At 64.7% G+C, this 24,534-nt stretch carries 24 protein-coding genes and 3 pseudogenes; 11 read left to right on the top strand and 16 right to left on the bottom strand.

Going from position 1 to position 24,534, the window contains the following annotated elements:
* Positions 1 to 21 precede the first annotated feature (21 nt).
* The 4 genes and pseudogenes from ABIB06_RS14645 to ABIB06_RS14630 all read left to right on the top strand — a co-directional run.
* A complete protein-coding gene (locus ABIB06_RS14645) occupies positions 22 to 1,011 on the top strand; it encodes a formylglycine-generating enzyme family protein (RefSeq protein ID WP_502916538.1) in 990 nt (329 codons plus the stop codon).
* A gap of 32 nt (positions 1,012 to 1,043) precedes the next feature.
* Positions 1,044 to 2,885, top strand: coding sequence for an arylsulfatase (locus ABIB06_RS14640; protein ID WP_354049348.1), 1,842 nt, complete (start codon positions 1,044 to 1,046; stop codon positions 2,883 to 2,885).
* Between the two features lie 84 nt (positions 2,886 to 2,969).
* Positions 2,970 to 3,199 (top strand): annotated as a pseudogene (locus tag ABIB06_RS14635) (haloacid dehalogenase-like hydrolase); the annotation flags it as partial.
* A 21-nt stretch (positions 3,200 to 3,220) separates the two neighbouring features.
* Positions 3,221 to 3,346: pseudogene (locus tag ABIB06_RS14630) on the top strand (efflux transporter periplasmic adaptor subunit); the annotation flags it as partial.
* Here the strand turns inward: ABIB06_RS14630 and ABIB06_RS14625 are convergent.
* Positions 3,343 to 3,756, bottom strand: a pseudogene (locus ABIB06_RS14625) (cytochrome P450); the annotation flags it as partial. The pseudogenes ABIB06_RS14630 and ABIB06_RS14625 sit on opposite strands and share 4 nt — an antisense overlap.
* A 157-nt stretch (positions 3,757 to 3,913) precedes the next feature.
* On the opposite strand from ABIB06_RS14625, the gene ABIB06_RS14620 reads away from it, so the two are divergent.
* A complete protein-coding gene (locus ABIB06_RS14620) occupies positions 3,914 to 4,846 on the top strand; it encodes a LysM peptidoglycan-binding domain-containing protein (RefSeq protein WP_354049350.1) in 933 nt (310 codons plus the stop codon).
* Between the two features lie 201 nt (positions 4,847 to 5,047).
* Here the strand turns inward: ABIB06_RS14620 and ABIB06_RS14615 are convergent, their stop codons facing one another.
* Together ABIB06_RS14615 and ABIB06_RS14610 are read right to left on the bottom strand one after the other, a co-directional pair.
* The gene (locus tag ABIB06_RS14615; protein ID WP_247442470.1) at positions 5,048 to 6,121 is read right to left on the bottom strand and encodes a tartrate dehydrogenase; all 1,074 of its coding nucleotides are present in this window, start codon (positions 6,119 to 6,121) and stop codon (positions 5,048 to 5,050) included.
* A 20-nt stretch (positions 6,122 to 6,141) separates the two neighbouring features.
* Positions 6,142 to 7,440 (bottom strand): MFS transporter, encoded by a 1,299-nt coding sequence (locus ABIB06_RS14610; RefSeq protein WP_354049353.1) that lies wholly within the window; start codon positions 7,438 to 7,440, stop codon positions 6,142 to 6,144.
* A 156-nt stretch (positions 7,441 to 7,596) separates the two neighbouring features.
* Between ABIB06_RS14610 and ABIB06_RS14605 the strand changes: the two genes are divergently transcribed.
* Together ABIB06_RS14605 and ABIB06_RS14600 are read left to right on the top strand one after the other, a co-directional pair.
* Entirely contained in the window at positions 7,597 to 8,514 is a 918-nt protein-coding gene (locus tag ABIB06_RS14605; protein ID WP_247442467.1) for a LysR substrate-binding domain-containing protein, read from the top strand.
* 36 nt (positions 8,515 to 8,550) lie between these two features.
* Complete coding sequence (locus ABIB06_RS14600; protein WP_354049355.1) at positions 8,551 to 9,375, top strand: aspartate dehydrogenase; 825 nt, start codon at positions 8,551 to 8,553, stop codon at positions 9,373 to 9,375.
* A 3-nt stretch (positions 9,376 to 9,378) separates the two neighbouring features.
* On the opposite strand, the gene ABIB06_RS14595 is transcribed toward ABIB06_RS14600, so the two are convergent.
* The 10 genes from ABIB06_RS14595 to ABIB06_RS14550 form a co-directional block, all read right to left on the bottom strand.
* Positions 9,379 to 10,683 carry a PQQ-dependent sugar dehydrogenase gene (locus tag ABIB06_RS14595; protein ID WP_354049357.1) on the bottom strand — a complete coding sequence of 435 codons (1,305 nt, stop codon included), beginning with the start codon at positions 10,681 to 10,683 and terminating at the stop codon, positions 9,379 to 9,381.
* 142 nt (positions 10,684 to 10,825) lie between these two features.
* Positions 10,826 to 11,035 carry a hypothetical protein gene (locus ABIB06_RS14590; RefSeq protein WP_354049359.1) on the bottom strand — a complete coding sequence of 70 codons (210 nt, stop codon included), beginning with the start codon at positions 11,033 to 11,035 and terminating at the stop codon, positions 10,826 to 10,828.
* 292 nt (positions 11,036 to 11,327) lie between these two features.
* The gene (locus ABIB06_RS14585) at positions 11,328 to 11,954 is read right to left on the bottom strand and encodes a methyltransferase family protein (protein WP_247347659.1); all 627 of its coding nucleotides are present in this window, start codon (positions 11,952 to 11,954) and stop codon (positions 11,328 to 11,330) included.
* Positions 11,955 to 11,983: 29 nt separating this feature from the next.
* On the bottom strand, positions 11,984 to 13,015 hold the full coding sequence (locus tag ABIB06_RS14580; protein WP_354049362.1) for an NAD-dependent epimerase/dehydratase family protein: 1,032 nt from the start codon (positions 13,013 to 13,015) through the stop codon (positions 11,984 to 11,986).
* A 28-nt stretch (positions 13,016 to 13,043) separates the two neighbouring features.
* Positions 13,044 to 13,580: an Mpo1 family 2-hydroxy fatty acid dioxygenase gene (locus ABIB06_RS14575; protein WP_354049364.1), complete on the bottom strand. Its 537-nt coding sequence runs from the start codon at positions 13,578 to 13,580 to the stop codon at positions 13,044 to 13,046.
* A gap of 153 nt (positions 13,581 to 13,733) precedes the next feature.
* Positions 13,734 to 14,405 (bottom strand): OmpA family protein, encoded by a 672-nt coding sequence (locus ABIB06_RS14570; protein ID WP_354049366.1) that lies wholly within the window; start codon positions 14,403 to 14,405, stop codon positions 13,734 to 13,736.
* Complete coding sequence (locus tag ABIB06_RS14565; protein ID WP_354049368.1) at positions 14,405 to 14,821, bottom strand: hypothetical protein; 417 nt, start codon at positions 14,819 to 14,821, stop codon at positions 14,405 to 14,407. The genes ABIB06_RS14570 and ABIB06_RS14565 overlap by 1 nt, the downstream gene beginning before the upstream one ends.
* An 88-nt stretch (positions 14,822 to 14,909) precedes the next feature.
* Positions 14,910 to 15,200: a type II toxin-antitoxin system HicB family antitoxin gene (locus ABIB06_RS14560; RefSeq protein WP_354049370.1), complete on the bottom strand. Its 291-nt coding sequence runs from the start codon at positions 15,198 to 15,200 to the stop codon at positions 14,910 to 14,912.
* A gap of 7 nt (positions 15,201 to 15,207) precedes the next feature.
* Entirely contained in the window at positions 15,208 to 15,402 is a 195-nt protein-coding gene (locus tag ABIB06_RS14555; RefSeq protein WP_354049372.1) for a type II toxin-antitoxin system HicA family toxin, read from the bottom strand.
* 76 nt (positions 15,403 to 15,478) lie between these two features.
* A complete protein-coding gene (locus ABIB06_RS14550; RefSeq protein WP_354049374.1) occupies positions 15,479 to 18,073 on the bottom strand; it encodes an ATP-dependent helicase in 2,595 nt (864 codons plus the stop codon).
* A 242-nt stretch (positions 18,074 to 18,315) separates the two neighbouring features.
* Between ABIB06_RS14550 and ABIB06_RS14545 the strand changes: the two genes are divergently transcribed.
* Positions 18,316 to 18,489 (top strand): DUF1328 domain-containing protein, encoded by a 174-nt coding sequence (locus tag ABIB06_RS14545; protein WP_007613448.1) that lies wholly within the window; start codon positions 18,316 to 18,318, stop codon positions 18,487 to 18,489.
* Between the two features lie 62 nt (positions 18,490 to 18,551).
* Here ABIB06_RS14545 and ABIB06_RS14540 read toward each other — a convergent pair whose 3' ends face one another.
* Complete coding sequence (locus ABIB06_RS14540; RefSeq protein ID WP_354049377.1) at positions 18,552 to 19,046, bottom strand: thioesterase family protein; 495 nt, start codon at positions 19,044 to 19,046, stop codon at positions 18,552 to 18,554.
* Positions 19,047 to 19,133: 87 nt separating this feature from the next.
* On the opposite strand from ABIB06_RS14540, the gene ABIB06_RS14535 reads away from it, so the two are divergent.
* The 3 genes from ABIB06_RS14535 to ABIB06_RS14525 all read left to right on the top strand — a co-directional run bounded on the left by ABIB06_RS14535 (position 19,134) and on the right by ABIB06_RS14525 (position 22,473).
* Positions 19,134 to 20,558, top strand: a complete 1,425-nt coding sequence (locus tag ABIB06_RS14535) for an FAD-binding oxidoreductase (RefSeq protein WP_247442442.1) — start codon at positions 19,134 to 19,136, stop codon at positions 20,556 to 20,558.
* A 102-nt stretch (positions 20,559 to 20,660) separates the two neighbouring features.
* On the top strand, positions 20,661 to 21,986 hold the full coding sequence (locus tag ABIB06_RS14530; RefSeq protein ID WP_354049379.1) for a Spy/CpxP family protein refolding chaperone: 1,326 nt from the start codon (positions 20,661 to 20,663) through the stop codon (positions 21,984 to 21,986).
* 124 nt (positions 21,987 to 22,110) lie between these two features.
* Entirely contained in the window at positions 22,111 to 22,473 is a 363-nt protein-coding gene (locus ABIB06_RS14525) for a hypothetical protein (RefSeq protein ID WP_354049380.1), read from the top strand.
* Positions 22,474 to 22,633: 160 nt separating this feature from the next.
* Here the strand turns inward: ABIB06_RS14525 and ABIB06_RS14520 are convergent, their stop codons facing one another.
* Positions 22,634 to 24,301 carry a SulP family inorganic anion transporter gene (locus ABIB06_RS14520; protein ID WP_354049382.1) on the bottom strand — a complete coding sequence of 556 codons (1,668 nt, stop codon included), beginning with the start codon at positions 24,299 to 24,301 and terminating at the stop codon, positions 22,634 to 22,636.
* A gap of 41 nt (positions 24,302 to 24,342) precedes the next feature.
* Positions 24,343 to 24,534: hypothetical protein (locus ABIB06_RS14515; RefSeq protein WP_354049383.1), on the bottom strand; the 192-nt coding region annotated here is incomplete at its 5' end.

The following is a 24,534-nucleotide window of genomic DNA, read 5'->3' as shown; positions in this document are numbered from 1 at the left end:
CATCGTCTGGAGCCGGTGCCCATGACGTTGCTGCGTACCGAGATCGGGCTGAACGAACGACCGTTGCAGGATAGCCGGACCAATGAGATGGTTCGGATTCCCGGCGGCACGTTCCGTATGGGATCGAACCATCATTATCCCGAAGAGGCGCCGGTCCACCTCGTGACGGTGGATGGCTTCTGGATCGACCGCACACCGGTGACGAACCTCCAGTTCAAGGAATTCATCAGGGCGACTGGCCACCGGACGTTTGCCGAGATTCCGCCCGACCCGAAGGATTATCCCGGCGCGCTGCCGCACATGCTCTACGCCGGCTCGCTGGTGTTCTCGCCGCCGCCACGGGTGGCTAATTTGCGCGACTGGAGCCAGTGGTGGGATTTCATGAAAGGCGCCGACTGGCGCCACCCCTATGGGCCGAAGAGCAACATCAATGTGCTCGATCACCATCCGGTCGTGCATGTGTCGTTCTCCGACGCGCTCGCCTACGCGCAATGGGCGGGCAAGGATCTGCCGACCGAGGCCGAATGGGAATTTTGTGCGCGTGGCGGTCTCGACGGCGCCGAGTTTGCCTGGGGTGACGAATTTCTGCCCGGCGGCGCACATATGGCCAACACCTGGCAGGGTGAATTTCCCGGACAGAACCTCAACGCCGACGGCTACGAGCGCACCTCGCCGGTGACGGCTTTTCCGTCGAACGGTTACGGTGTCCACGACATGATCGGCAACGTCTGGGAATGGACGGCCGATTGGTATTCTCCGAAGCACGAGGCCGACGCGCCGAAGTCGTGTTGCATTCCGGAAAACCCGCGCGGCGGTCGCGAAGAGGCGAGCTTCGACCATAGCCAACCGAATATCAAAATTCCGCGCAAGGTGATCAAGGGCGGTTCGCATCTGTGCGCGCCAAACTATTGCCGCCGTTATCGCCCGGCGGCGCGGCATGCCGAGGCGATCGATACCTCCACCAGCCACCTCGGGTTCAGGTGCGTCGTCAGGAGCTCACCTACCTGTTGATTTTGCCGTCGTGCAACCAGCGGAGAGTTGAAATGTCCAGCGAAGATAAGAATAAAAACCATAGCGAAGGCGTCACCGACGATACCGGTAGCCGTGCCGTCAATCGTCGCAATATCCTGCTTGGAACATCCACCCTGGTGGCAGCGGCGGCGCTGACTTCCAGTGCCTTGGCGCAAGCCCAGAAAGCCGCGCCGGCCGCTCCGGCACCGGCGCCTGCTGCGCCGGCGTCCGGCCGCAAACCCAATATTCTGGTGATCTGGGGCGACGATGTCGGTGTCGCGAACATCAGCGCCTATTCGAATGGCCTGATGGGCTACGAGACGCCGAGCATCGATCGCATCGGCCGTGAGGGGATCAAGTTTCTCCATTACTATGGCGAGCAGTCATGCACGGCGGGTCGCGTCGCCTTTCTGACCGGCCAGCATGGCATCCGCAGCGGGCTGACCAAGGTCGGCTTTCCCGGTGCCCCGATGGGCATGAGCCAGCTCGATCCCTCGATCGGCGGGCTCTTGAAGAACCTCGGCTATGTAACCGGGCAGTTCGGCAAGAACCACGTCGGCGATCGCAACGAGTCGCTGCCGACCGTGAACGGCTTCGACGAGTTTTTCGGCAATCTCTACCATCTCAACGCCGAGGAAGAGCCGGAACTGCCGGACTATCCGAAGGAACCGTCCTACCTCGCCAAGTTTGGCCCGCGGGGCGTTCTAAAATGCAAGGCGACCGACCGCGACGATCCCACCGTCGATCCGCGCTTCGGCAAGATCGGCAAGCAGACCATCGAAGATACCGGAGCGCTCACCAAGAAGCGCATGGAAACGATCGACGACGAAACCTCGGCCGCGGCGATCGATTTCATCAATCGGCAGAAATCGGCAGGCAAGCCATTTTTCTGCTGGTTCAATGCAACGCGCATGCATCTTCGCACGCATGTGCGCACCGATCACCGGGGCCGCTACACCCACGGCGACAGCGAGTACATCGACGGCATGCTGGAGCACGACGACACCGTGGGTAGCTTGCTCAAGGCGCTGGACGACATGGGGCTCGCAAACGACACCATCGTTGTCTATTCGAGCGACAACGGCCCCCACATGAACTCGTGGCCGGACGGTGCCATGACCTGGTTCCGCTCGGAGAAGAACACCAATTGGGAGGGTGCCTTCCGGGTGCCATGTCTGGTCCGCTGGCCCGGCGTGATCAAGCCCGCCACGGTTACCAACGAGTTGATGAGCCACAACGACTGGATACCCACGCTTTGCGCGGCGGCCGGCGAGCCCGATATCGTCAACAAACTCAAGGCCGGTTACACCGCCAACGGCGTCAATTACAAAGTGCACCTCGACGGGTTCGACCAGACCGCTTTCCTGCGCGGTGTCAGCGGTACCGCCGGAAACAACAACGGGACCAAGAGCGCGCGCGACAAGTTCTTCTATGCGGACGACGACGGCCTGCTGGTGGCGCTGCGCAAGGGCGACTACAAGTACGTCTACGCCGAACAGCGATCTCCGGGCACTATGCAGGTGTGGGCGGAACCGTTCACCAAACTGCGCCTGCAGAAGATTTTCAATCTGTTGCAGGATCCATTCGAACGCGCCGATATCACGTCCAACACCTTCTGGGACTGGCAGTTGAACCACGTCGGACAGGTCTATGGTGCCATGGACGACGTCGGCGCCTTTGTAATGACGTTCAAGGAGTTTCCGCCACGCTCGTTCCCGCCGAGTTTCGTGCCGGCAACGATCCTCGAGGAGCAACTCGACGACATCAAGGACAACAGGGCGAAGGCCGGTCAACGGGCGCAGAGCATCGACAAGATCCGCTCGGGCGTGAATCAGCTCATCGAGCAGCAGCTTCAGCAGCGCGGGATAAAATAAGCGACGCTGCATCGAATCCGGCTCGCCCACGGGCGGGCCGGATGACTTCGTTTTGCGTGGCCTCGAATTCGACTGGACGATTCAATGTTTGCGTTGCTCCGTGTTGGCGTCCGGCAAGCCTTCTTCGTGGCGTGGCTGGTCGTCGTCGCGGCCCCTCTCGCGCTCGCCCAGTCTGATCCGCTGCCGTCCTGGAACGACGGCGCGGTCAAAAGGTCCATTACCGATTTCGTCACGCGCGTCGCGACGCAAGGCGGCGGCGACTTATCCCCGTCGAGCAGCGCATCGCGACTTTCGACAATGACGGCACGCTCTGGACCGCTCGACGAAGCGACTGCGCAGCACTGCCGGCCGGCAGCACCGGCGATGCGGCGATTCATACCGAACACGTTAAGCTGGCGCATATCATCCGCAAGGTGCTGCTGCGCCAGATTGCGATCACCAATTACGTCAATCCGTTCTAGGCGGCCGTCACCCGCACGGGCATACTCTCAAGCCCACGCAGGGAATTATTAAGTCTGCGCCTCGGCTCTGCCGTGAGCTCGATGGTCTTCACGCGCCTTGCGAGCTCGCTGAAGATCAATTCGCCCTCCAGACGTGCGATCATCTGGCCGACGCAGGCGTGGATGCCGGCGCCGAAACCGACATGCCCGGTCGCGAGCCGTTCGACGTCGAAGCGGTCTGGTCTGTCCCAGCGCGCGGGGTCGCGATTGGCGGAGGCCATGAACAGCAGCACCTTGCGGTGTGCGGGGATCACGCCGCCGCCGATCTCGACATCGCGCGAGGTGGTGCGAAAGAACGTCTGCACCGGCGAATCATAACGCAGCCCTTCCTCGAACGCGTTGCGGGCCAGCTCCGGTTTGTGGTGCAGCTTGATTCTGCCGCTTTAAGCTCGCGGACGGCCCCGGCAAAAGCGAGGCGCGTGGTCGAGTTTCCGCAGGGGCCGGTTCCGTGCCCCAAAATCCACCCAATCGGTGGTCATTAAGCCCCCGGGGGAGGCTGCTGCCTCTCGTGGTGGGACTGCTGGACTGATGATGGATTTGAGGCGACCAGTCGTGCTGGCAGCGGTTGCGCTGCTCGCCCTAAGCCCCGGCGTGGCCGTTGCCTCACCCGCCAAATCGAAGCCCATTGCGGCCGCGCCCGCCGCGCCACCGCCCCCACCGTTCGAGCCACTGGCGCCGCCGAAAATCTACCTCTTCCGCGGCGCCATGGGGCCGTTCTTCTCCACCGGTATGGACCGGCTCGAAGAGAAGCTGACGCAGGCCGGCTTTTCGGCCAACGTCTATGAATTCACCATCTGCCGATGGATCGGTGACCGCGCTATCTCCAGCTACAAGGAGGCACCGGCGCCGATCGTGCTGATCGGGCATTCGATGGGGGGGCTGTGCTCGATCGTCATCTCCGAGATGGCGGCCAAGGAGAACATCCCGATCAGCCTCGTCATCACCATCGATCCCGCGCATGCGACCGGCGACGTGCCGCTCAATGTCGAGCGCTTCATCAACATCTTCCTCTCCGACAGCGTGCTCGGCGGTGGCAACGTGGTGGCCGTGCCGGGCTATCGCGGTCATTATGCGAGCTACGACCTGAAGGAGAATTCGCGGGTCTCGCACATCAACATCGAGAAGTCCGACGACATTCATCGTCAGATCATCGAGATGGTCACGCAATTGCCGCGGATCCCGCCCCAGACTCAAATCGATGCCGTGCCGCTGCGTTATCTCGTGCCTGCGAATACGCTGGTCGAATTGTGGGATAGCGGCGTGCGTCTACCGGTGCGCCGGGGCGACACCATGGAGAGTATCGCCGCAGCCAATCGCGTGCCGCTGTGGTCGCTCGCGCAGAGCAATTCGCTGGCGGAGAACGCACAGCTCACCCCCGGCCAGTCCATCATCGTCCCGCGCCATCTGGCGCCGCCCGCGCCGGCTGCGGCGATGGCAACTCCGCCTGCTGGGCGGAGGTAGAAGCCTGGTCTCATCGCGACCACGGCGGCGGTGCGCTCCCTCTCCCGTGCGGGAGCGGCGTGGGGAGAGGGTGCCTCCGCGATCGAGAACCCCGAGAGGAGAGGGCCCTCACCCGCCGCGCTTCGCGCGTCGACCTCCCCCGCAAGCGGGAGAAGTGCAGCGAATCTGCCGCAAGACTAACCTCAATTAGAGGCTGCGATCTTAAGCGTTCGATCCGTGGATCGCGTCGATCACGGCGTCGGTCACTTCCCGTGTCGTCGCCTTGCCGCCGACATCGGGCGTCAGGACGCCGGCCGCGCAGACGCGTTCGACGGCCGCCATCAATCGAATTGCAGCGTCCTTCTCGCCGAGATGCTCCAGCATCTGCGCGCCGGTCCAGAACGTCGCGACCGGGTTGGCGATGCCCTTGCCGGTGATGTCGAAGGCCGAACCGTGGATCGGCTCGAACATCGAGGGGAAGCGGCGCTCCGGATCGATGTTGCCGGTCGGCGCCACGCCGAGGCTGCCGGCCAGCGCGCCGGCGAGGTCGGAGAGGATGTCGGCGTGCAGGTTGGTCGCCACGATGGTGTCGAGGCTCTTGGGATGCAGCGTCATGCGCACGGTCATGGCGTCGACCAGCATCTTGTCCCAGGTGACATCAGGGAATTCGGCCGCGACCTCGGCGGCGATCTCGTCCCACATCACCATGCCGTGCCGCTGAGCGTTCGACTTGGTCACGACCGTCAGGAATTTGCGCGGCCGCGACTGCGCGAGCTTGAACGCGTAGCGCATGATCCGCGTCACGCCGACTCGGGTGAACACCGCGACCTCGGTGCCGACCTCCTCGGGGAGACCCCTGTGGGCGCGGCCGCCCATGCCGGCATACTCGCCCTCCGAATTCTCGCGCACGATCACCCAGTCGAGATCGCCGACGCCGACATTGCGCAGCGGCGAGGCGACGCCCGGCAAGATCTTGGTCGGCCGCACATTGGCGTATTGATCAAAGCCCTGGCAGATCGGCAGCCGCAGGCCCCACAGCGTGATGTGATCGGGCACGTCGGGCGCGCCGACCGCGCCGAAATAGATCGCGTCGAATTTCTTGAGCTCGGCAAGGCCGTCAGCCGGCATCATCAGGCCGTGCTTCTTGTAATAGTCCGAGCCCCAGTCGAAGGTTTTGATGTTGAAGGCGAGATCGCCGCTGCGTTTGGCCAGCGCCTCCAGCACGCGAACGCCGGCGGAGATGACTTCGGGGCCGATGCCGTCGGCGGGGATCGCTGCAATCGAATGGGTGCGCATGGGGTGCTCCGTTTCAGATATCAATGGGATTGTGTGACGAGTTCGACGGGCGCGGTCTTCACGCGCGACAATAGCAGGGTCAGGACCGCGGAGAGAACGAGCAGGCCGGCGACGAAGTAGAGCCCGCCGACGAAGCTGCCGGTTTGCTCCTTGATCCACCCGATCATGGCGGGACCGACGAAGCCGCCGAGATTGCCGATCGAATTGATCGTGGCGATGCCGGCTGCGGCCGCAGGGCCCGACAGGAACAGCGTCGGCATGCTCCAGAGCGGCGGTTTTGCCGAGGAGATGCCGATATTGACGAGTGTCAGCGCGACCAGCACGGTCACGACGCCGGTCGCAAGTCCGGCAAACGCAAGTCCCGCGGCCGCGAGCAGGCAGGCCAGCACGACGTGCCAGGTGCGTTCGCCCGTGCGGTCCGAATGCCGCGCCCACAGCACCATGGCGACGACGGCGGCGCTCGCCGGCAGCGCATTGAGGAACCCGACCTGGAGCGTGGACAGGCCGAACTGCTTGATGATCTGCGGCGCCCAGACGCCGAGCGTGTAGAGCCCGGCCGAAGTGCCGAAATAGATCAGCGCCAGCGCCAGCACGCGCGGATCGGCGAGCCCGCGCCAGATGCTATGCTTCGAGGTCGCAGCCTTGCTGGTGCTCTCTACGTTCATGGTCTCGACCAGCCAGCGCCGCTCGTCATCCGCGAGCCATTTGGCTTTCTCCGGGCGGTCGGTGAGGAATGCCAGCACGACGAAGCCGAGCAGCACGGCCGGAAACGCTTCCAGCACGAACAGCCATTGCCAGCCCTTGAAGCCGAGCATTCCGTCCATCTCCAGGAGCGCGCCGGAGACTGGCGAGCCCAGCACGGTCGAGAGCGGCGCCGCCGCCATGAACAGCGCGGTCACCGCGGCACGCTGGCGCGCCGGGAACCAGTAGGAGAGATAGAGGATGATGCCGGGAAAGAACCCGGCCTCGGCGACGCCGAGCAGGAAGCGAAGCACATAGAAGCTGGTCGGGCCCTGCACGAAGGCCATCGCGGCCGAGACGATGCCCCAGGTGATCATCACCCGCGCGATCCAGATCCGCGCACCGACCTTGTGCAGGATGATGTTGGAGGGCACCTCGAACAGGAAGTAGCCCCAGAAGAAGATGCCGGCGCCAAAACCGTAGACGGTCGGCGACAGGCCGATGTCCTTGTTCATCGTCAGCGAAGCGAAGCCGATATTGACGCGGTCGATGAAGGCCACGAAGTAGAGCAGCATGATGAACGGAACGATGCGCCATGTGATCTTGCGCAGCACGCGCGTCTGAATCTCGCTCGCCATCCCAGCCTCCCTGTCCCGTTTTTCTCGTTATCGGCAGACCCGGTGGTCCATGCCGACAAGGAGCCTAGGCGGAGGAAGGCCCGGGACTCAATTGGCGCTGGTTTATACAAAAAAATGATATAATCGTCTCGGGGGAGCGGGACGAGAGGATAGGGAATGGAATTGCATCAGCTTCGATGCTTCGTGGCGGCGGCCGAGCAGTTGCATTTCGGCCGCGCGGCGCAGCATCTCCAGATGCTGCCTTCCGCGCTCGGCCGCCAGATCAGGCTGCTTGAGGAGGATCTGGGCACGCGGCTGTTCGCGCGGACGACGCGTGCGGTGTCGCTGACGGAAGATGGCGCGACTCTGCTGCGCGATGCCCGTGCCATCCTCGCCCGCGTCGAGGCGGTCGAGAGCAATCTGCGCAATCGCTCGCGCGCGGGGGCTGCTCGAAAACTCCGGGTCGGTGCCATCGACAGTGCCGCAGCAGGACTTTTGCCGACGTTACTCCGCGATTTTCGCGCAAAGCATCCGGAGGTCGCGGTGCAGCTTCTCGAGGACAAGACGGTGCGGCTGCTGCCAAAGATTTTGACGGGCGCGCTCGATCTCGCCTTCGTGCGTCCGCCCCATCAGCGGGACAAGCGGCTCGAATTCCGCGATCTCCTGCAGGAGACAGCCATCGTGGCGTTCCCGCAGCGCCACGCGCTCGCCGAACGCAAGGCGATCACGCTGTCCCAGATCGCCGACGAGGCGATGCTGGTGCCGGACCGCCGCTCGCGGCCGCACAGCCACGACCTCACGATAAAACTGTTCGAGCAGGCCGGATTGACGCCACGCATCGTGCAGGTCGCCGACGAGAAGCAGACCATCATCAATCTCGTCGCAACGAAGCTCGGGGTTGCGATCGTGCCGCGCTGGACCACGCGGATGGCGGTATCAGGCGTGCGCTTCGTGCCGCTGCGGCCCAAGCAGATCGGCCCCGTCGGCCGGTTGCCGCTCGCTGCCGCATGGCTGCGCGGCTCGCGCGACCCGGCCCGCGACGCGATGCTGTCGGTGCTCGAGACGCGCCTGCGCAGCTATGCGCGCGGCGCCTGAGCGGGTATGACATCGGCTGGCGAGAGGGTGGATGCGATGACTGAACGGCGAGCTTCGGACGAATTGCGGGTTGCCATCGCAGGGCTCGGCTCGATCGGCACCAAGATCGCAACCGCGCTCGATCAGGGCATCGAGGGCCTGACTCTCTCTGCCGTGGCGGTGCGCGATCCCGCAAAGCATCAGACATTCCTCTCCGGCCTGCGTCATTCGCCGCAAATCATGCCGATCGATCAGCTCGGGGACGCCGCCGACATCGTTGTCGAATGCGCGCCGAGCAGCCAGTTGCGCGCGATCGTCGAGCCCGCGGTGAAGCGCGGCAAGGCCGCGGTCGTCGTCAGCGTCGGTGGGCTGCTCGATAATTTTGATCTCGTCGACCTCGCCCGCGCCAATGGCGGCCGCATCCTCGTGCCGACCGGCGCACTGATCGGCCTCGACGCCGTCAACGCTGCCGCCATCGGCACCATTCATTCGGTGAAGATGGTGACGCGCAAGCCGATCGACGGGCTGAAGGGCGCACCGTTCATAGTCGAGAACAATATCGATATCGACAATCTGCGCGAGCCGCTCAAGCTGTTCGAAGGCTCCGCGCGCGTGGCTGCAAAGGGTTTTCCGGCCAATCTCAACGTCGCGGTCGCGCTGTCGCTCGCGGGTGTCGGGCCGGATCGCACCTCAGTGCAGATCTGGGCCGACCCGACCGTGACACGCAACGTTCACCGCCTCGAGGTCGAGGCGGATTCGGCGCGGTTCTCGATGTCGATCGAGAACATCCCGTCCGAGAATCCCAAGACCGGCCTGATCACGGCGCTGTCCGTGATCGCGCTGCTCCGCAAGCAGCGCGCCACGCTCAGCGTTGGAACGTAACCGTTAAGCGCCCGTCACGCGCCAGATCACGTTGCCGACATCGTCGGCCATCAGCAGCGACTTCTTATCGGGGCCAATCACGACGCCAACCGGGCGGCCGTAGGATTCCTTCTCGTCCGGGGCCAGGAAGCCCGACAGGATGTCGCGACCGGGACCGGAGGGCTTTCCGTTCTCGAACGGGATGAACACCAGTTTGTAGCCGGACAGCTTGCTGCGATTCCACGAGCCGTGCTGGCCGATCGCCATGCCGTCCGGGAAGCCGGGCAGTGTACCCGCCGGTATCCAGCACAGGCCGAGCGAAGCGGTGTGTCCGCCGAGCGCATAGTCCGGCGTGAGCGCCTTGGCGACCAGCGTCGGATCCTGCGGCACGCGATCGTCCACCGTCTTGCCCCAGTAGCAATAGGGCCAGCCGTAGAAGCCGCCGTCGCGCACCGAGGTCAGATAGTCCGGCGGCGTCTCGTCGCCGAGGCCGTCGCGCTCGTTGACGACGGTCCAGAGCACGTTCGTGTTTGGCTCCCAGGCCAATCCGACCGGATTGCGCAGGCCGGCACCGAAGATGCGGTGCGTCCCGGCGACGAGATCGAGCTCGTAGACCGCGGCGCGGCCTTGCTCGACCTCCATGCCCATCTCGGCGATGTTGCTGAGCGAGCCGACGCCGGCATAAAGCTTCTTGCCGTCGGGGCTTGCCAGCAGGCTGCGCGTCCAGTGGCCGTTCGGCTTGAATGTGGTGAGGCGCTTGCCCGGCGCGGTGATGCGGTCGGCGTTCGCCACGTACGGGAAGGCCATCACGCCATCGGTGTTGCCGACATAGAAGGTGTCGCCGACCAGCGCCATGCCGAACGGCTGGCTGAGGTTCTCCATGAACGCGCCGCGATAATCCGCGACGCCGTCGCCGTCCTTGTCGCGCAGCAGCGTGATGCGGTTGGCGCTGACGCCGAGCGCGGCGGCGCGCCGCATCGTCGCCTGCATCGCGTAATGAAACACCGACCTCGGCGCGCCCGCGATCTGCGTCGCTTCCGCAATCAGCACGTCGCCATTGGGCAGCACTTCGATCCAGCGCGGATGGTCGAGGCCGGTAGCGAACGCATTGACCTTGAGCCCGGGAGCGACGGTCGGCTTCTGTCCCTCGCTCCAGCCGCGCGCCGTCGGCATCTTCAATGTCGGGATGGCGCCTTGCGGCTTTGCTTGGGGAATGGCGGGCGACTGACCCCAGGCCGGCGCGGGCACGGTGCCCGACAGCTTCCGCCATTGCAGCGCGATGCCACCGAGGAGCGCAACGAACTGCGCAAAGATGCTGGAAAAAGTCATGAGAAGCCCCTGTTTGCGCGCGCATCCAACTGGCTGACGGGGCAGACGTCAACCTGTGTGGCACGCCGTCGGGCTCTATTTCCGTGGAATGGCAGCCGTTCGAATTTGCATGGGACGAATGCCGACGGGCGGTGCCCGGAGATCAGCGGCCGATCTGCCGCTCCAGCCCGCGCGCAGCGCGAAAATCATCCAGATGATGGATGTTCGGCGCGAGCGCAGCCTCTCTGGACAGGAGCTGATAGACTCGCGCCACCGTGCGCTGCTTCTGCTTCGACTGCCCGGGCGGCAGTGCCCGCGCCTTGCGGACGGCGGCGATCGCGTGCTCGCGAAAATAATCGTAGGCGTCGGACATGCTCGATGCTCTGCGGTCAGTGCAGGTGTCGAGGCGTCAACGGGCTGGAAGGAGGGCAGTTCCTCGGCGGAATGTTCAGAGCGCGCTAATCCATCACCGTCATCCTGAGGTGCGAGCCATGGGGCGCGAAGCGACGCATGGGGAGCCTCGAAGGATGGCCGGCCGGCTGCATCTTGGCCGCGCATCCTTCGAGGCTCGGCTCGCGATGCATGCGCATCGCAAACCTCGCGCCTCAGGATGACGGAGTTGGCACTAACGCTGGCAGAGAAAATGGTGGACGCGGTCTGCTACTTCACCGCGGCGCCAGGAACGGGATGATCATCGGCACGCGGCGGCAATAGGCGCCGTAGGCGTCTTCGCCGAGCTCCTTGGACAGGAACACCTCTTCCATCCGGCCCTTCTGCCACATGCCGAGCGAGATCAGGATCGCGCCGAGCATCGCAGTCACCGTGCCGACCGCGATGCCGGTCACCAGCATGCCGAGGATCAGGCCGGTGTAGATCGGATGGCGCACGATGCCGTACGGGCCGGTGTCGATGACGCGGTGGTCTTGCTTGTGAGTGATGGTGTTGGACCAGAATTGTCCGAGATGCAGCCGTCCCCACCAGGTGAAGGAGATGCCGGCCAGCACGATCAGGGCCGTGATATAGACAGCGGTATTGCTGAACACCCAGAGCGGCTTCTCACCGAGCACTTCCGCGGTCCACGGTGTGAACAGGATGCCGCCGACCAGGATCGGGATGCGATAGCGCCCGGACTCCAGCGTCATCACCTGCTTCTGGGTGCGGCCTTGCCAGAACGAGGCGCCGACCCAGCTTGCGAGCCAGGCGAGCCAGATCAGGGCGAGCAGTTGCGTCGGCCAGGTCGTGGTCCAACCACCCCAGGCGACAGAGAGAAGCTTGCTGAAATCGAAGGACATGCGGAAAGGTTCTTTGGGTTGGCGGCAGCTCAGCTGGCGCGCGAGGAGAGCGCGTGATGCTCGATGGCGCTGGAGGCAAGCGCGCCGCCGCGGGCGAGAAGATGGGTGATGGTTTCGCGCAGGACCGGCTCGACCGGGCGCGGCGAGTAGCCGAGCTCGGTGCGCGCCTTGTCGATCGAGAGGTCGCTCGCCGCGAGCGCGATGCGCACGCCCTCGGCGGTGCCGTTGGGCGGCCGGCGCGTGACGTGATCGGATAGATATTCGAGCATGATCGCGGAGAGCTCGGCAATCTTGCCGGGAACGACGACCGGGAACTGCCGGCGGCCCCTCATCGTGGACATCATTCGCAGGATCTGGCCGAGCGGAACGCAATCGCCGCCGAGGATGTAGCGCTGGCCCATGCGGCCGCGTTCCATGGTCAGCACGAGGCCCATGGCCACGTCGCGGACGTCGACGAGATTGACCAGGAAGTTGAGGTGCGGCTGCACCTTCTTCTGGAGGAAGTACCACAGCATCGCGGTCGGCGGCGTCAGATTGTGGTCGGCAGCACCGATCGGCATGGTCGGCGTGCCGATCACCAGCGGAAAACCTTCAGCCGCGGCCTTCGCGGCGCAATGCTCGGCCAGCGATTTCGATCGCGTGTAGGCGCCCGGCATCGCATCGGCCGGCTGCAGCGCTTCTTCGGCGGGAACACCGCCCAGGTCAGAATACGGGAACAGGATCGATTCCGTCGAGCAGTGCAGGAAGCGGGAGACGCCGCGCTTCATCGCCGCCGCGAGCACGATCTCTGTGCCGCGGCAATTGACGTCGTGAAAGGCCTGCTTGTCGGCGACCCACATGCCGGGCAGGCCGGCGAGGTGATAGACCTGATCGACGCCCGCGATCGCGGCATCGACCGCGGCGCCGTCCAGCACCGAGCCATGGGCATATTCAACGTCGGCATTCGCCGTGGCCGGCGCACGCACATCGAGAACACGCACCCGCTGCCCACGGGCGCGGAGCGCTTCTACGAGATGATGTCCGATGAAGCCGCTGCCACCGGTAACCAGTACGAGAGCCATGCAGAAGGTTGCTGTTTCGCGTCTAGAACTATCGGGTTGAAAGGGAATTGGTCGGAAGAGGCGCCATAATCGCGGCAAGGTCGCGACGGAAGCCCAATGCAATGAATAATTTCGCCATGACAAACATCGGTCCGAGCAAGAAATGGGCGGGGTGGTCAACCATCGACGGCTGCCGCTCCTCAAAAACCTTGTGACCGACGATCTGCGATGCGACGCCAGACCCGATCAGCACCGCAAAAATCGACCACATCATGACGATCGAGACCTGATTGCCGATCGCGGTTGCGACAGAAAGCAGCACGATCATCGAGGCGAGGATGCCGAGCCCGATCCCGGCGTCCAGCATCAGCCAATAGACCAGCACGGGAAGGGCAAAAATCACGGCCAGGCTCACCTCGATCCCGAACAGCGGGACGTGCACCAGGGTCAGCGGCAGTACGGCGCCGGTGAAGAGCAGGAGGATGCCGACCACGTGCATCGCGCAGTTCCAGGGATCGCGATGATATTCGACGTAGTCGGCCAGTTGGCGTTGAAAATAACTGGCCATCTCGGTCTCGTGCAGCATGGGGTCGGGAAGGGCGAAAAAAGCCTATAGCACCTGATAGCGCGGTGCACAAACCGGCGTTATTGTCGCGCAAAGCCGGTCTGTCGCGCTGTGAGACAGGTCACAAAACGGCAACACTTCAAAGGGTTCCGTCAGGCGCCGGGGCGCATGCGCTCAGTGTTTCCTGGCCGGCTTTTTCGTCGCAGGCGCAGGCGCCGCAGCCGGGCGCGCAGGCTCGTCCTCCGGCAGCTTGGCAAAGGTCTGGATCTGCAACTGGCCGTTGACGGCCGAGGTCGGCCTGGCTCGGTCGAGAAACTGCTCCTCGCCGAGGCCGATCGGATGCAGCCGCTTGGTCGAGATCTTGAACGTGTTCACCAGCACGTCGCGGATCGCGTCCGCGCGGCGCTGGCTCAGGATCGCGTTAGCCTCGCGCGTCTTCACGTTGGATTCGACATGGCCGACGATCAGGAAGGTGTAGGGCAGCAGCGAGGCATGGACCAGCGCGTCGGCAATGCGGCCGACGGCCTGGTAGGACGCCGGCTGGATGATCGGCGTGTCGGCGTCGAACTGGATCTGCGCGTTGAAGGTCGGCAAATTGGCCAGATCCGGCGCGATCAGCGGCCGGTTCACCGGACCCGGATCGTTCTTGATCCTGGCCTTGGCCCGCTCCATCACCTGCACCTTCAGCGCGGGGATATCGATCTCAGCGGGTTGTTCGAAATGGTTGAGCTTGGCGACGATGTCGTCGCGGGTCGGCGGCGGCGTCTGCGCTTCTGCCGCGCCCGCGAGCAGGGAAAGACCGAGCGCGATGCCAATTCCGGCGGTGGAAAGCATGTTCGCGCGCATCACCGATATCCCGCGTCGTCGACCGCCTTCAGGCAGTTGTTGCTGATGCCCTTGGGCGTCGAGATCAGGCAGGGGATCGCCTTGCTGGTCTCCTTGGTCGAGCCGCCGCAGACCTTGACGATCTCGCGCTGGCAGACGTTCGCCACAGTGACGCGGGCGGCAACGCGCTTCTGGATGGCATCGAAGGCGCCGAGATAGTCGCCCTGGCACTGCTGCGAGAGCACGTCGCGATTGCGGGAAAGGCACTCCTTCAGGCGGGTCGAGTCCGGGTTGACGCCGCGGCAATTGGCAACGATTTCCGCACCGCAACTCTTGGCCAGGAGCCCGAGTGAATCGCCAAAGCTCATGGTCTCCGCCGCCGCAAGCGACGGCATACCCAATGCCAGCAAGATCAGTGTAATGGAGCCCCGGACCATGGCTGCATCTGATACGGGGAAGTTCGCGATGGTCAAGGGCTGTTCGGACCAGAACTGTCGACAGGCCGGCCAGTGCGGCGAACAGTCCTCACTCCGCAGCGTCTGCGCGGGCCGGCAATTCGATCAGGGCGACCATGTAGTTCCTGAGATCGTCGGCGACGTTCGAATCGGCCCTGAGCTCGGTTAGGGTTCTCGGCCGGGGAAGCGGGCGGCCGTCCTCGTTCAGGTCTTGCGCATAGAGCTCGAGCGCCTCCGGCGCATTGTGCAAGGCCTCGTCGATATCGTCGCCGCCAGAAATGCAGCCGGGCAGGTCGGGAAACCATACGCCAACGGCGTGGTCCGGACCGGCGTCCTCAATGATGGCAATGTAGTGAGCCATTTCGACCTCAGTCGGGCTTCCAGCCCGCGCCCTTATAGATGGCACGGACCAATCCCTTTCCCAAGTCCTTCTTGGGGTGCGGAATGACGAGCGTTTCCCCTGAGACGGGGCTTTTGAACACGTGGTGGGAGCCGGTAACACGCACGAGCTTCCACCCCTCTCGTTCCAGGCGCCGAATGATATCGCGGCTCGCGGTCAGCATGACGTTCCCCCAAAGAATCATCTGACCGTAAAACTAGTCCGGGCCAACTAGCGCTTAGTGAGCGCGCCGCAATCGCTCACGCCCGCTGCACAAAGCTGTCCACGACCTTCTTCTCGCCTGCCTTGTCGAAATGGATGGTGAGCTTGTTGCCGTCGATCTTGGTGACGTGGCCGTAGCCGAATTTCTGGTGGAAGACGCGGTCGGAGAGGGAGAATTCCGAGGTCGTGCCGGTGGATTTGGCGACCAGCTCACCCTCGATCGTCATCGGGCCGCGGCGGCGCGAGGAGAAGCTGCCGAAATCTGGCGAGGACGATTGGGACGAAAACGACGAGGCCTGTTCCTCGAAGCTGCCGCGGCCGCCATTGCCGCCCCCGCCGCCGCCGCGATTGCGATTGGCTTGGGCGCGCTGCCAGCCCGGGGTCGAATAGGTGGAGCCGAACGCCTCCATGTCGTCGAAGCGGGAGGCGCCGTAGCCGCCGGTGCCGCCCCAGGCCGAGCCGCCCTTGGATTCCGTGATCTCGACATTGGCCGCCGGCAGTTCGTCGAGGAAGCGCGACGGGATCGTGGTCGACCAGGTGCCATGGATCCGGCGGTTGGTCGCGAAATAGATTTTGGCGCGGCGACGGGCGCGGGTAATGCCGACATGGCCGAGTCGGCGCTCTTCCTCGAGACCGGCGCGGCCCTGTTCGTCCAGCGTGCGCTGGCTCGGAAACAGGCCTTCCTCCCAGCCGGGCAGGAACACGTTGTCGAATTCCAGGCCTTTGGCCGAATGCAGCGTCATCAGCGACACCGCGTCCTCATCGGCGCCGCTGTCACGGTCCATCACCAGCGAGATGTGCTCCAAAAACCCTTGCAGGTTCTCGAACTCCTCCATCGAGCGCACCAGCTCCTTGAGGTTTTCGAGCCGGCCCGCGGCGTCCGCCGAGCGGTCCTTCTGCCACATCTCGGTGTAGCCGCTCTCGTCGAGCACGATCTGGGCCAGATCAGTATGAGCCGTGACCTCGCGCTGGGCGCGCCAGCGGTCGAACTGGGCGACGACCTCGCGCAGGCTTCCGCGCGCCTTCGGCTTCAGCTCGTCGGTCTCGACCATGGCGCGCGCCGCCTCGAACAAGGGGATGCGGCGCTTGCGGGCGTGGTCGTGCAGCATCTGCACGGTGGCGTCGCCAAGGCCGCGCTTGGGCGTGTTGACGATGCGCTCGAAGGCGAGATCGTCGGCCGGTGAGTTGATGACGCGCAAATAAGCCAGCGCATCACGGATTTCGGCGCGCTCGTAGAAGCGCGGGCCGCCGATGACGCGATAGGGCAGGCCGAGCGTGACGAAACGATCCTCGAACTCGCGCATCTGGTAGGAGGCGCGCACGAGAATTGCGATCTCGTTGAGCTTGTCGCCCTGGCGCTGGATCTGCTCGATCTCCTCGCCGATGCCGCGGGCTTCCTCTTCCGAATCCCAAGAACCCGTCACCGTGACCTTCTCGCCGTCCTGGTCCTCGGTGCGCAGCGTCTTGCCGAGCCGGCCCTCGTTGTGCGCGATCAGGTGCGAGGCGGCGGCGAGGATGTGGCCGGTCGAGCGGTAGTTGCGCTCGAGGCGGATGACCTTGGCGCCGGGGAAATCATGGTCGAAGCGCAGGATGTTGTCGACCTCCGCCCCGCGCCAGCCATAGATCGACTGGTCGTCGTCGCCAACGCAGCAGATGTTTTTGACGGGGGAAGGAGTCGTCATTCCGGGATGTGCCAAAGGCGCGGAATCTCGATTGTCGGACTCATCTCTGGATTCTCCGACGTGCAATTGCACGTCAGAGTTCGGCTCTACGAGCCGCTCCGGAATGACAGCGGGTGTGGTTGGCTTCGATGGCGCCTGCGACAACAACCGCAGCCACAGGTACTGCGCGACGTTGGTGTCTTGGTACTCATCGACCAGGATGAATTTGAAGCGCTGCTGGTACTGCCGCAGGATATCGGGGTGCTCGCGGAAGATGCGGATGTCCTCGAGCAGCAGATCGCCGAAATCGGCGGCGTTCAGGATCTTCAGCCGCTCCTGGTAGCTCGCATAGAGCTTGCCGCCCTTGCCGTTGGCGAACACGGCGGCTTCGCCTGACGGCACCTGCGACGGTGTCAGGCCGCGGTTTTTCCAGCCGTCGATCAGGCCGGCCAGCATGCGCGCCGGCCAGCGCTTGTCGTCGATATTGTCGGCTTGCAGGAGCTGCTTGAGCAGCCGGACCTGATCGTCGACGTCGAGCACGGTGAAGTTCGACTTGAGCTGCGCCAGCTCGGCATGGGTGCGCAGGATGCGCCCGCCGATGGAGTGGAAGGTGCCGAGCCACGGCATGCCTTCGACGGCATGGCCGAGCATCTGGCCGAGCCGGTGCTTCATCTCGCGGGCGGCCTTGTTGGTGAAGGTCACCGACAGGATCTCGGCGGGGCGCGCGCGGCCCTGGCTCAGGATATGGGCGATGCGTGTGGTCAGCACGCGGGTCTTGCCGGTGCCGGCGCCGGCCAGCACCAGAACCGGGCCGTCCAGCGTCTCTACCGCCTCGCGCTGCTCCGGATTGAGCCCGGACAGATATTTCGGTCCCACCGAGGCGCGCGCGCGCGCGGCGATGCCGCCGGCTGCGGGCTGGTGGTCGGGGACGCTCTGGGACGTGATCTTGCTCGGCTCGGTCATGCGAATCATTTGGCCCCACGTTGGCACCGCGGGGTGGTGAAAGGGGAGCCTTCTTAACAGGGATCGATCCCTATATGGGGCGGCGGGGAAGGGTTTTCCACGTGCGTGGAAAGCCAATTTGTTCCTGTCGGTCAGGCGAATTTCCGGCTTCAGCGGCCCGGAACCATTGTTCCGAGTTGGCGATTGGTCCTGCAAGTGAGGCGCGTCAGCCGCGCCGATCGCAGACAGACATCGAAACAGAGGTTCGGATCATGCTTAGCTGGGTTGTGACGTTTCTGGTTATCGCCCTGATCGCCGGTATCCTGGGCTTTGGCGGCCTCGCCGGCGCGTCGATCGAAATCGCCAAGATCATCTTCTTCATCGCGGTCGTGCTGTTCCTGGTCTCGGCTGTTGTCGGACTGGCCCGCGGCCGTACCAGGGTCTAGCGCGGTTCGATTTGGTGCATGATCTTGCCGGAAAACCGCTTCGCACTTTTCCGGATCATGCACTACCGCTTCGAGGGCATCGCCACGCTTCGGCCGATGCCCTCGGGCCGCGGCACGGCACTGTGGGCCTTGACCACCGCCGCAATGCGCTCGCGGACGTCTGGTGGAAAGGCCGCCACCTTTCGTGAGCCCATGTCGATGTGCAGCGACATGTTTTCGGAGGTCGCCGACGACCAGCCTTCGGTCGCGTGTCGCAACTCCTGGAACGTGTGCAGTCGCTTGTCGTCGGCTTCCAGCAGCCAGACCGACACCTGCACGGGATCGCCGAGGTGGATTTCGCGCAAGTAGCGCACATGGCATTCGGCGGTGAAGGTCGAGCCGCCGCGCTCCTTCATGTAGCCCGGCCCGATCCCGAGCGTCAGCCACATCTGGTCGACCGCGCGGTCGAACATCACGTTGTAATAGGCCATGTTGAGGTGGCCGTTGTAGTCGATCCATTGCGGCTCGATCTGCATGATCGAGGCGCGGAATGGCACTGTGGCAGCAGTCTCCGGCATGTTTCCTTCCCCAGCTATGCGCCCGGCCGCTTGACTTGACCGGTGAGATGTCCTTTGCCACGGTTCGTCTCGTCGGGAGGAACGTCCGTGGGTACGACCATCACCAATAATCCGCCGCGGCCGGCGCCGAAAGCCCTTGCAAGTGCGCTGGAGCAGCTTGCCGCACGGTTCGGCAACCGCCTCATCACCTCGCAGGCCGTCCGCGAGCAGCACGGCCATACCACCACATGGATTGTGAACCAGCCGCCGGACGGCGTGGTGATGGCGCAGGAGACTGCCGACATTCAGGACGTGGTGCGGATCTGCGCGAAAAACGGCGTGCCCGTCATCGCCTTCGGCACCGGCACCTCGCTCGAGGGCCAGGTCAACGCACCCGCCGGCGGCATCTCCATCGACCTGCGCGACATGAACAAGGTGCTGGCGGTCCATGCCGAGGATCTCGACTGCGTGATCCAGCCCGGCGTCACCCGCAAGGCGCTCAACGAGCATCTGCGCGATCAGGGCCTGTTCTTCCCGATCGATCCCGGCGCGGACGCTTCCCTCGGCGGCATGGCCTCGACGCGCGCCTCCGGCACCAACGCCGTGCGTTACGGCACCATGCGCGACAGCGTGCTGGCGCTGAAGGTGGTGCGCGGCGACGGTGAGATCATCACGACCGGCACGCGCGCGAAGAAATCATCCGCCGGCTACGACCTGACGCATCTGTTCGTCGGCGCCGAGGGCACGCTCGGCATCATCTCGGAACTGACCATCCGTCTGCGCGGCATTCCTGATACGATCGCGGCCGGTGCGGTGTCGTTCGAGACTGTACACGGGGCGTGTCAGGCCGTGATCCTGGCGATCCAGACCGGGATTCCCGTGGCGCGCATCGAGCTGCTCAACGCCGCGCAGGTGCGGGCCTGCAACGCCTATTCGAAGCTGACGCTGCCGGAGACGCCGCTGCTGCTGATGGAATTCCACGGCAGCGAGATCGAGGTCGCCGAGCAGTCCAAGGCCTTCGCCGAGATCGCCGGGGAGTACGGCGGCGGCGATTTCTCCTGGACCACCAAGCCGGAGGATCGCACAAAACTGTGGCAGGCGCGGCACGACGCCTATTGGTCCGTCAAGGCGCTGCGGCCCGGGGACAGCATCGGCGTGGTCGCGACCGACGTCTGCGTGCCGATCTCGCGCCTGGCCGATTGCGTCAACGAGACCGAGGAAGATCTCAAGCGCCTCAATCTGTTGTCGCCGATCGTCGGCCATGTCGGTGACGGCAATTTCCACTGCTCGCTGGTCTGCGACACCAACGATTCCGATGAGATGGCGCGCGGCGAGGAGTTCATGCATCGCCTGGTCGAGCGCGCGCAGGCGATGGACGGCACCTGCACCGGCGAGCACGGCATCGGCCAGGGCAAGCAGAAATATCTCAATGCGGAACTCGGCCCCGAGGCGATCGACGCGATGCGGGCGCTGAAAAAGGCGCTCGATCCACAGAACATCTTCAATCCCGGCAAGATTGTGCCGGAGGTCTAGCGCGCCTGCCGCGTCGCGGTCGCGGAACTTTCCGCAGCCGCGCCGGTTCCAATTCCCGTAGACTTCCGATGCCTCAATGGCGCGGCTCTGCGAGAGGATGCGATGTTGCGACCGGTCATTGGAATTGCCGTGATGGCGCTGGCCTGCATGCTGGCGGGCACGGCTCTGGGCAAGGGCGGTGGTGGGCACGGAGGTGGTCACGGAGGTGGTCATGGCGGCGGTCACGGAGGTGGTCATCATGGAGGTGGTCATCATGGTGGTGGCCATTTCGGTGGTCACGGTTTCGGGCACGCGCATGGTGGCGGCGGGCATCGCGGGATGCGGTTCGCAACCGGAGCCCGACATGGTGGCCCGAACTTCGGTCAGATGCGGAATGCGGCCGTGCGTCCCGCGAATTTCCGCAATGCGCTCAACGCGCACTCCAGCGCCTTCCGCAACGGCCGTCTGATCAGCAATCCGGCGGCGCGGGCCCAGATCGCAGCCGCTGCCGCACTCGCCGGCTGGCATGGCGCAAGCAGCGGATGGTGGCAACATGCAGAGGGCGGCTATGGCTGGGTCGGACCGCTGTTCTGGCCGTTCGCCTATAACGACCTCTACGACTACACGATCTGGGGCGACGGTCTCGGCTTCTGGGGCTACGGCTATCCCGACGTCTATGCCGGCATCTTCGGGCCCTATGGCTATGACGGTCTCTCGGCCTATCTGCCGCAACGTCCGCAGGGACGACGGCAAGCGCGAGGCGTTGCGCTCGACCAGCTTTGCGGCAGCGACCGCCGCGAAATCGTCGGTCTGCCGATCGACCAGATCGCAGCTGCGGTGCAGCCGACCGATGCGCAAGGGGCAAGCCTCGACGATCTCGGAAATGCCTCGATCCAGGCGGCGGAGATGATCCGCGCGTCCTGTCCGGCGCAGGTCGCGGCGACGGCGCCCGGTCGGCTGGCGGCGATGCAGCAGCGCATCGAGGCGATGGAGAAAGCCGTGGATCTCGTTCAGCCCGCACTGGATAAATTCTATGGCTCGCTCACCGACGAGCAGAAGGCGCGCTTCAATGCGCTGGCCGAGGATCAGCGTCGCGCGACGGCTTCCAACAATGCCGGTGGATCGCTGGTCCAGAATTGTGGAGCGTCTGCCGCACTCGATTGGCCCGGCGCCGACATCGAGGCGAGGCTTCATCCCGACGGCACCCAGCGCGCTGCGCTGCAGGTGCTCCAGGATACCAGCGCGAAGGTCAGCGCATCGCTCAAGGCGGCTTGCCAGCCCAACGACGTGATGACGCCGCCAGCGCGAATGGCCGCGATCCACAAGCGGCTCGACCTGATGCTGGATGGCGTCAAATCGGTGCGCGCTGCGCTCGAAGATTTCTATGCCACGTTGAACGACGAGCAGAAGGCGCAGTTCGAGGCGATCGGGCCGCGTCGGACGTCCTGAACATGTCGCGAGCCGCGGAGTGTGTCGGAAAAAACCGCCTCGCCGATCTCACCACGGTTCTCTATGCTGGGCGCGGTTTGAAGCGCGACGATGCGGCGGCTGGAAAACCATGGGTGGCGGGGCGATGAAGTGGTTCGCGCGCAAGACGCGACAGGACGTCTGGGACGAAGCGATCGAGCGGCCGCTCGGCGACATCGAGGCCGCCGAGCGCATCCGTGCGATCTGTGACGCCGCTGCGGCGAGCGCGGTAGGTTCCGCGCGCAACGACAAGCACGAGAGCGTGCGCTACGAGCGGGCGGCGAAAGTCGCGATGGAAATCGCGATGAAGGTCTCCGATGGATTGATGCGCGACGACGCAGTCCGTCGCATCGTCGATCTCTGCATGAAAGCGGGCGACCTCAAGACCGCGCAGATCCTGTTTCGCGCGATCCATGCCAGCTGGATCCGCGAAACAATACAGCGCGATCACCCGACGCTGGTGCAGTGATGGCAGCTTTCGCGATCTCCACTGCATCCAGACCCTCATGGTGAGGAGCGCGTCTTGGCGCGTCTCGAACCATGAAGGCCCGGATCTCGCCCGTGGCCATCCTTCGAGACGCCCGCCTTCGCGGGCTCCTCAAGATGAGGATCGGAGGGCGTAAGCAGGATTATTTCGCCAGCTTGCGCACGGCCTCGTCGACGCTGTGGAAGACGTTCTCCCGGGGCAGGGCCTCGAACAGTTTGAACCGCTCGAACGCGTCCTGTGCGCGCACCGATTCCAGCCGGGCCAGCGCGACCGTGACGCCCTGTTCGCTGCACGCCCTGAACACGTCGAGCAGGATCTGCGCGGCGGTAAAGTCGATCTCGACCATGCCGCTTGCCTCCAGCACCAGCAGTTGCGGGGGCGTCGCGCCGAGCACCTTAGTCACGTCGCTGCGGAAGCCCGGCGCGTTGAGGAAGGACAGCGGCGCCTGCAGCCCGATCACGGCGACGCCGACGATGCGTTCGCCGGTGATGTGCGGATGCGCCGGCCACCAGATCGTGGTGCCCGGTACGCGCTCGAACTCGACCAGCCGCGCGCGGGTCGTGCTCCAGATGCCGTGCAGCAGCGACAGCACGATGCCGAGGAACGCACCCTGCTGGATCGGCAGCACGATGATCAGCGCCGCGGTGGCAGCGATCAGCAGGAATTCACTTGGGGATTGGCGATAGATCGTGACGATCTGCTTCACGCGGATGATGCGCAGCGCGACGAACAGCAGGATGCCGCCGAGGGCTGCGTCCGGAACGTGCTGCAGCAACCCCGTTCCGAACGCGAGCAGCGCCAGCACGATGGCAGCCGCGGCGAGGCCCGCGAGTTGCGATTGTCCGCCGGTCTCGGCGACAATGCCCGTCCGCGGCGGGCTGGCATTGACCGGAAACGCACCGAACAGGCCTGACAGTACGCTGCCGGCGCCCGCGCCGAGAAAATCGCGATCGACATCGGCGGGCTTGTCGGGATCGGACGGGAACGAGCGCGTCGTCGCGGCGGTCTGCACCATCACCACGACCGTGATCACGAAGGCCAGCGGCACGAGGCGCACCCATTGCTCCGGTGCAAGGTCGGGGAAGGTCGGCCGCGGCAGCGTGCCGGGCACGACGCCCACGACGCTAACGCCTTTGCTCTCGAGGCTGAGGGCGATTGTGGCCAAGGTCGCGGCGACGAGCCCGATCAGCGCGCCCGGAATTTTTGCGCTGAGCTTCTCGGCGACGAAGACCACGGCCAGCACACCGAAGCGGATGCATAGTGTGAAGGGATTGCTGCGGCCGAGCTCGCTTGCGAGCACGCCGATGCGATCGAGCGTCGGTCCACTCGGCGATTCCAGACCCAGCACGCCCGGCAATTGCGACACGATGATGTGGACCGAGATGCCGGCGAGGAAGCCGACCATGACCGGCACCGATAGCAGATTGGCGATGCCGCCGAGGCGGAACGCGCCGCCGGCCAGCATCATCGCGCCGACCATCAGCGCCAGTGCGATTGCGAGGCCCTGATAGTCTGGCGAGCCGGCGGCGGCCAGCGCCGCGAGCCCGCCGGCGAAGATCGGCGTGATCGTGGAATCCGCGCCGCAGGACAGGAAGCGGTTGCCGCCGAGCATCGCAAAGCCCAGCGATCCCGCCATGAAGGCGAAGAAGCCGATCTGCGGCGCGAAGCCGCCGAGCCGCGCCGTGGCCATCTGCTCGGGGATCGCGATGGCCGCCAGCGTCAGCCCCGCCATGAGATCGCCAGGCAGCGAATAGGCCGCGAGCGACCGGAATAGCGGCCAAGCGCTTCGGGCGTGAGAGTCGTGCGGCATCGATGTCGAGTCCCCGGAAAGTCTGGCGTCAGTCGGTTAGACTACAGCATTTCCGTATCGGGAAGCAGCAGACGCAGTTTATCTCCATCCGTTGTCGTTGCGAGCACAGCGAAGCAATCCAGCATGCCTCCGCGGAACCAGTCTGGATTGCTCACATGGGGATTTGGTGTGTCAAGGCGGATGTTCCGCTTTTTGTTTGATTGCTGCCAGCTTTTCGTCCCGACCGCTGGGTC

This window comes from Bradyrhizobium sp. LB8.2 (assembly GCF_040548035.1).
GTDB lineage: Bacteria > Pseudomonadota > Alphaproteobacteria > Rhizobiales > Xanthobacteraceae > Bradyrhizobium.
Note: the sequence above shows the minus strand (reverse complement) of the source record. Positions and strands in the feature narration are given on the sequence as shown.